Source organism: Mesorhizobium sp. M7A.F.Ca.CA.004.06.1.1 (genome assembly GCF_003999135.1).
GTDB lineage: Bacteria > Pseudomonadota > Alphaproteobacteria > Rhizobiales > Rhizobiaceae > Mesorhizobium.
In genome coordinates, this window is sequence record NZ_RZPQ01000303.1 from 1 (window position 1) to 6439 (window position 6439).

Annotated in this window: 7 protein-coding genes and 1 pseudogene; 5 read left to right on the forward strand and 3 right to left on the reverse strand. The window is 62.0% G+C overall.

Translation table 11 applies throughout. The features are described from left to right. A pseudogene (locus tag EN906_RS18495) lies at window positions 1-105 on the forward strand (IS110 family transposase); the annotation flags it as partial. A gap of 219 nt (window positions 106-324) precedes the next feature. Here the strand turns inward: EN906_RS18495 and rho are convergent. The 3 genes from rho to hemE form a co-directional block, all read right to left on the reverse strand. Beyond that, window positions 325-1590, reverse strand: coding sequence for a transcription termination factor Rho (rho, locus tag EN906_RS18505; protein ID WP_127268017.1), 1266 nt, complete (start codon window positions 1588-1590; stop codon window positions 325-327). Between the two features lie 231 nt (window positions 1591-1821). Beyond that, window positions 1822-2358 carry a protoporphyrinogen oxidase HemJ gene (gene hemJ / locus EN906_RS18510; protein WP_127268018.1) on the reverse strand — a complete coding sequence of 179 codons (537 nt, stop codon included), beginning with the start codon at window positions 2356-2358 and terminating at the stop codon, window positions 1822-1824. Next, window positions 2358-3389 (reverse strand): uroporphyrinogen decarboxylase, encoded by a 1032-nt coding sequence (hemE, locus tag EN906_RS18515; RefSeq protein WP_127268019.1) that lies wholly within the window; start codon window positions 3387-3389, stop codon window positions 2358-2360. The genes hemJ and hemE overlap by 1 nt, the downstream gene beginning before the upstream one ends. Before the next feature lie 405 nt (window positions 3390-3794). Between hemE and EN906_RS18520 the strand changes: the two genes are divergently transcribed. The 4 genes from EN906_RS18520 to EN906_RS18535 form a co-directional block, all read left to right on the forward strand. Next, window positions 3795-4616 (forward strand): pyruvate, water dikinase regulatory protein, encoded by an 822-nt coding sequence (locus EN906_RS18520; RefSeq protein WP_027037546.1) that lies wholly within the window; start codon window positions 3795-3797, stop codon window positions 4614-4616. A 169-nt stretch (window positions 4617-4785) separates the two neighbouring features. After that, on the forward strand, window positions 4786-5385 hold the full coding sequence (locus EN906_RS18525) for a Maf-like protein (RefSeq protein WP_027037547.1): 600 nt from the start codon (window positions 4786-4788) through the stop codon (window positions 5383-5385). Further along, on the forward strand, window positions 5378-6220 hold the full coding sequence (locus tag EN906_RS18530; protein ID WP_127268020.1) for a shikimate dehydrogenase: 843 nt from the start codon (window positions 5378-5380) through the stop codon (window positions 6218-6220). Before EN906_RS18525 ends, EN906_RS18530 begins: the two co-directional genes overlap by 8 nt. After that, window positions 6217-6439, forward strand: a 223-nt coding sequence (locus tag EN906_RS18535; RefSeq protein WP_127375291.1) for a dephospho-CoA kinase, incomplete at its 3' end; no start/stop codon positions are given. The genes EN906_RS18530 and EN906_RS18535, both read left to right, overlap by 4 nt.

The following is a 6439-nucleotide window of genomic DNA, read 5'->3' on the forward strand; positions in this document are numbered from 1 at the left end:
GGCAAAACCAAAATGGTCATCCGCATGGCGCTGGCGCGAAAACTCCTCGTCATTCTCAATGCAAAAGCACGCGATGCGCGCATGGAGTTCGCCAATGCAACTTGACACCACAGATAGTCGCTCATTGCCCTGCCGGGCATTTCTCCCCGTATAGGGACGGGGAGAAAGACGCCGTCATGGACGGTTTCGCCAATTTTCAACGCAGCAGAACGAGCGCCGAGGTTGCGGCCATCTCCCTTCTCCCCGTCACTATACGGGGAGAAGGTGCCGGCAGGCGGATGAGGGGCAGCGCAAGCAGTTGGCCGTTGGCCCTCGCCAGTCCTCTTACGTGTTCATCGAATCGAAGAAATCGGCATTGGTCTTGGTCTGCTTGAGCTTGTCGATCAGGAACTCGATTGCGTCGGTGGTGCCCATCGGCGCCAGGATGCGGCGCAGCACGAAGATCTTCTGCAGATCCTGCTTGGAAACCAGCAGGTCTTCCTTGCGGGTGCCGGACTTCAAGATGTCCATGGCCGGATAGATGCGCTTGTCGGCCACCTTGCGGTCGAGCTGGATTTCGCAGTTGCCGGTGCCCTTGAACTCTTCGAAGATGACTTCGTCCATGCGGCTGCCGGTATCGATCAGCGCGGTGGCGATGATGGTCAGCGAACCGCCTTCCTCGATGTTGCGGGCGGCGCCGAAGAAGCGCTTCGGCCGCTGCAGCGCGTTGGCGTCGACACCACCGGTCAGCACCTTGCCGGATGACGGCACGACGGTGTTGTAGGCGCGGCCGAGACGAGTGATCGAATCGAGCAGGATGACGACGTCGCGGCCATGCTCGACCAGGCGCTTGGCCTTCTCGATGACCATTTCGGCGACCTGCACGTGGCGCACCGCCGGCTCGTCGAAGGTCGAGGAGATCACCTCGCCCTTCACCGAGCGCTGCATGTCGGTCACTTCTTCCGGCCGCTCGTCGATCAGCAGCACGATCAGATAGCATTCCGGATGGTTGGCGGTGATCGAGTGGGCGATGTTCTGCATGAGAACCGTCTTGCCGGTACGCGGCTGCGCGTTGATCAGAGCGCGCTGCCCCTTGCCGATCGGCGCGACCAGGTCGATCACACGCGGCGAGATGTCCTTGGTGGTCGCATTCTCGATCTCCATCTTCAGCCGCTTGGTGGGATAGAGCGGCGTCAGATTGTCGAAGTGGATCTTGTGACGGATCTTTTCGGGATCGTCGAAATTGATGGTGTTGACCTTGAGCAGCGCGAAATAGCGCTCGCCCTCTTTCGGGCTGCGGATCGGCCCTTCGACCGTATCGCCGGTCTTCAGCGAAAAGCGCCGGATCTGCGACGGCGAAATATAGATGTCGTCGGGACCTGGCAGATAATTGGCGTTGGCGGAGCGCAGGAAGCCGAAACCATCCTGCAGCACCTCGACCACGCCATCACCGATGATCTCGATCTCCTGGGCGGCCAGCTTCTTCAGGATCGCAAACATCAGCTCCTGCTTGCGCATGACGCTGGCGTTTTCGACCTCGAGCGATTCGGCATAGGCGATCAGCTCTGGCGGTTTCTTGTTCTTGAACTCGGCGAGTTTCATTTCTTGCATAGACGGACCTTGAATAGATGGAGTCTGGGTAGGCTTTGGGAAAAATATCGGCGGGATGCGACAAATGCCGGGCGCGGGCGAAAAAAATGAGGGGGGGCGCATGACGGGAAGGAAGACCCGTCTTTTATCGTCGGTCGGGTGAAAGAGCAAGCTGCGTTTTGCGTGACCTATGAAGGCTTGAAACGCATCACTGCCCGTCGTTGTCTCCTGGCCGTTTTTGAGCAGCATGCATCAGAACGGCTTGACCACCACCAGGATGACGATTGCGATCATCAGCAATGTGGGGATCTCGTTGACCATCCGCCAGTGCCTGGCCGGTTTTTCATTGCGGTCCTCGGCGAATTTGCGCACCGCGCCCGCGAGATAGCCATGCATGGCGGACAGCAAAAGCACCGCACCGATCTTGGCATGCAGCCAGCCGCCCTGGAAACCAAAACCCTTCCAGGCGAGCCACAGGCCGAACACCCAGGTGACGATCATCGCCGGGTTGATGATGCCGCGCAGCAGGCGCCGCTCCATCACCTTGAAGGTCTCCGATTGCACCGAGCCCTTCTCGGCATCGGCGTGATAGACCAGCAGCCGCGGCAGATAGAGCATGCCCGCCATCCATGAGATGACGGCGAGGATATGGATCGCCTTTGCCCAGAGATAGAAGCTGTCGGGTGCCGCGAAATACAAAAGCGCGGTGAGAACGACCAGCACCGCGATACCTGACATCATCCGCATCATCGCCTGACCGGTGCTGTTCGTGTTTTTCATCTCAGCCATCAGCGTGTCGCGCTCCGCACCTGTTTCACCATCGCCTCGACATGGGCGATCGGCGTCTCCGGCGTGATGCCATGACCGAGATTGAAGATCAGCGGTCCGTCTCCCAGCGCTCCCAGGATCGCCTCGACGCCGTCGGATAGCGCCTTGCCGCCAGCCACGAGCCGCAAGGGATCGAGATTGCCCTGAACCGCACCCGAGCGCTGCAATTCCTTCGCCGCGATCAGGGGTACCGTCCAGTCGATCCCTAGCGCCGTCACGCCGGTCTTCTGTCGATATGTCCGGTAGCGCGAACCGGCACCCTTGGGAAAACCGATGATCGGAACATCGGGATGAACCGCCCGCACCCGGCCAACGATCTCGGCCATCGGCTGAACGCAGAACAGGTCGAAACTCTCATCGTCCAGCACGCCGGACCAGGAATCGAATATCTGCACCACATCCGCACCCGCCTCGATCTGGCGGATGAGATAGGCGGCCGAATGTTCGGCAAGCACCTTCAGCAATCGTTGAAAGGCCACCGGTTCGCGATAGGCAAAAAGCCGCGCCGGCGCCTGGTCGGGCGTGCCATGACCGGCGATCATGTAGGTCGCCACCGTCCACGGCGCGCCGCAGAAGCCGATCAGGGTTGTCTCTTCGGGCAGTTTGGCCCGCAACCGGCGAACCGTCTCATAGACCGGTTCGAGATTCACGTGAAACACCTCGCCTTCCAGAGCCAAAATCTCCGGCGCGGTGATCGGCGTCAGCAGCGGCCCTCTGCCCTCTTCGAAGCGGACGTCACGGCCAAGCGCATGCGGAACGACAAGGATATCGGAAAACAGGATCGAGGCATCGAAGCCGAAGCGCTCGATCGGCTGCAAGGCCACTTCGACCGCAAGGTCTGGATCATAGCAGAGGTCCAGGAACGAGCCCGCGCGTCTGCGTGTCTCCCGATACTCCGGCAGGTAGCGTCCGGCCTGACGCATCATCCAGAGCGGAGGCGGAAAATGGGCCTTGCCCCTGAGGACATCCAGCATGATCCGGTTCTGGGGCATCGAGCGCTCGCTTCTCCCAGCCTCTTCTATAATCAAAGATTCTTATATCTAAGATTCTTCTGATTCTAAGAGTCTGTTGGTTCTGGTGGTTGCCACCTGTCCCGCTTTGCCCCGGAAAACACCAGCCAACATATTGTCGCGTGCTTCTTTTTCCCAGATGTAGGGTTCTGGGGATAGATCGGAATCGATCAAGCGAGTCAAAGTGTTAGGCACAGTGGTGAAAAGCAGGTCCTGTGGACGGACCGCAGTCGAAAAAAGCCGTCCCCAAACTTGTCCCCAGTCGCCCGACGAAGCTGACAGCGCATCGAATTGTGGACAAACTGCCATCTGATACAGTCGCCTCCGACAGGCCCGTCTTTTCATCCCGCTTTATCCACAGAAGCCCACAGCCCCAGGTGACCCCCTGTGAACAAACCCCAGAGCTTCTTCCACCTGCACCTGATTTCCGACGCGACCGGCGAAACGCTGCTCGCCGCCGGCCGGGCAGCTTCGGCGCAGTACAAGGACGCGCGCGCCATCGAGCATATCTATCCGCTGATCCGCACCGAAAAGCAGGTGGCGAAGGTGTTCGAGGACATCGAGGAGGAACCGGGCATCATCCTCTATACGGTCGTCGACCAGAAGCTGGCGCGCGGCATCGACGAGCGCTGCGCGGCCATGGGCCTGCCCTGTGTGTCGGTGCTGGAGCCGGTGCTGACCGTGTTCCAGTCCTATCTCGGCACCCCGGCCGGCCGCCGCGTCGGTGCCCAGCATGTTCTCGACGCTGAATATTTCCGCCGCATCGATGCGCTCAATTTCACCATGGACCATGATGACGGCCAGTTGCCGCTCAACATGGACGATGCCGATGTCGTGCTGATCGGCATTTCGCGCACGTCGAAGACGCCGACCAGCATCTATCTCGCCAACCGCGGCATCAAGACCGCCAACATCCCGATCGTGCTTGGCGTGCCGGTGCCGGAAAGCCTGGTTGCCGCCAGCAAGCCGCTGATCGTCGGGCTAATCGCCACCGCCGAGCGCATCTCGCATGTCCGGCAAAACCGCATCCTCGGCAACAGCAGTTCGTATGAGGCATCGGATTATGTCGACCGCGCGGCGATCAGCGAAGAGCTAGCCTACGCCCGCAAGATCTGCACGCGCCATGGCTGGCCGATGATCGACGTCAGCCGCCGCTCGATCGAGGAAACGGCGGCGGCCATCGTTGCCCTGCGGGGGAAGACGCGCTAGGGCGTCGATATTCAGGTGATGCCGGCCTGCAAATGGCGGTTTCCTGCGCTTCCGGTGCTCACGTACTTTAAGTACGCTCCGCTCCGGTTCTCGGAAGCCACCATTTTCGACTCGGCCTGACCTGAATCTCAACACCCTAGTCGGTGCCAGAAAACCAGGCGTACAAACCATGACCGAAAAACTCATCCTCGCTTCCGGCAGTCCGTTCCGCAAGGCGATGCTCGTCAATGCCGGCGTCGATGTCGAGGCGGTGCCGGCCGATGTCGACGAGCGCGCGCTCGAGGGGCCTTTGCAGGATAGCGGCGTCTCGCCCGAGGATGTCGCCCTGGTGCTGGCCGAGGCCAAGGCCACAGAAGTGAGCGAGCGCAGGCCGGGCGCCCTGGTGCTCGGCTGCGACCAGACGCTGTCGCTCGTCGACGAGGTGTTCCACAAGCCGGCTGACATGGAAGGTGCCCGCCGTCATCTGCTGGCGCTGTCGGGCAGGACCCACCAGCTCAACAGCGCCGCGGTGCTGGTTCGCGACGGCAAGGTCTTGTGGCGGCATGTCGGCATTGCTTCGATGACCATGCGCAAGCTCGACCCGGCCTTCGTCGGCCGCCATCTCGCCCGCGTCGGCGCCAAGGCGCTGGGAAGCGTCGGCGCCTATCAGATCGAAGGCGAAGGCATTCAATTGTTCGAGAAAATCGAGGGCGATCATTTCACCATTGTCGGCCTGCCGCTTCTGCCGCTGCTGGCCGAACTGCGTGACCTGGGGGCAATCGATGGCTGAGGCGTCGAAGAAGGCCTTCGTGTCAGGCCATCCGGTCAAGCATTCGCGCTCGCCAAGAATCCATGGCCACTGGCTGGCCAGGCATGGCATTGACGGCAGCTACCAGGCCATCGATGTCGCGCCGCAGGATTTTGCCGAGTTCGTGAACACGCTGCAGGCAAACAATTACCGCGGCGGCAACATCACCATCCCGCACAAGGAAGTCGCCTTCGCGTTGGCCGAGCGCCGCGACCAGGCGGCGCAAGAGATCGGCGCCGTCAACACGCTGTGGTTCGAGAACGGCGTCCTGTGGGGCGGCAACACCGACGGTCACGGCTTTGCCGCCAACCTCGACGATCATGCGCCGGGCTGGGCAAGCAACGGTCCGGCGGTGGTGCTTGGCGCCGGCGGTGCGTCGCGCGCCGTCATCCATGCGCTGAAGCAGCGCGGCGTTGCCGACATCCGCATCGTCAACCGCACTCTGGCCCGAGCGCAGGAATTGAGGGATCGTTTCGGCGCCGGCGTGTCGGCGCATGGCATGGCGGCGACCGATGAACTGCTCGGCGATGCCGGCCTGCTGGTTAACACCACAGCGCTCGGCATGCATGGCAATGAAGGCCTGTCGGCCGATCCCGCCCGGCTGCCGGACCACGGCATCGTCACCGACATCGTCTATGTGCCGCTGGAGACGCCGCTGCTCGCCGCCGCCCGCGCGCGAAATCTGAAGACGGTCGACGGCCTCGGCATGCTGCTGCATCAGGCCGTGCCCGGCTTCGAGCGCTGGTTCGGCGTCAGGCCGCAGGTCACGGGGGAATTGCGCGCGCTTATCGTCGCCGATCTGGTGCCGAAGCCATGATCGTGCTCGGACTCACCGGCTCCATCGGCATGGGCAAGTCGACCACGGCCAGGATGTTCGCTGACGCCGGCGTGCCGGTCCATGATTCCGACGAGGCAGTGCATCGCCTCTATGCCGGCAAGGCAGCCCCCCTGGTCGAGGCCGCCTTTCCCGGCACCACACTTGCCGGCGTGGTCGATCGTGCCAAACTTGGCGCGCGCGTGCTCGGCGATGCCGCCG